A 640-nucleotide genomic window follows, 5' to 3' on the forward strand; every position below is an offset into this window, starting at 1 on the left:
CCGTCGGGTCAAAAAAGTTGAAAACAGGCCTTGCCAAGTCGGCGGCCGATCCGTAAAGTACGCATCCGCTGACGACGAGACAGGTTCTCGGAAGCAGCGAAGAAGCAGCATAACGCGTTGATTGGATTGAAAAATATCGGTTGACGCCCAGCGGTGAAGAGAGCAGAATGCTCGCCCGGCTTCTTCAGGATCGGCCTCGGTTTCGGGATGTTTTGACCCACGAGCGCCAAGCGAGATTCGACGAAAAAGACGTTGACATCGCCGCCAAGATCCTTAGAATACGCCACTCCTTACGGCGGCCGAGAAGTCCAGCGCTGACAAGCACTTAAGCTTGAAAGGCACACTTCGAAACGGCAGGAGGCGAAAGTTCATCTTCGTTTTCCAGTAAGGCGCTCTTTAACAATCGATCAGGTAATTGATGTGGGCGCTTGTCTTGCGTGACGCCAGTCACGACATATCGAGGCAAGCGACTCGTCAAGATTCGTTTGACCTTGAACCAAGTTTGGTCCGCTTCACTTCATCTATCTTCGGGTAGGGAAGAGGTAAGGACTATCAAGCTTTTAACTGAAGAGTTTGATCATGGCTCAGATTGAACGCTGGCGGCAGGCCTAACACATGCAAGTCGAGCGGTAACAGGGAG

1 rRNA gene is annotated in these 640 nt (G+C 52.0%); it reads left to right on the top strand.

The window, feature by feature from the left end:
• Positions 1-561: 561 nt before the first annotated feature.
• A 16S ribosomal RNA gene (locus IE125_RS19145) occupies positions 562-640 on the top strand; the annotation flags it as partial.

The organism is Salinicola rhizosphaerae (genome assembly GCF_014652715.1).
Lineage (GTDB): Bacteria > Pseudomonadota > Gammaproteobacteria > Pseudomonadales > Halomonadaceae > Salinicola > Salinicola rhizosphaerae.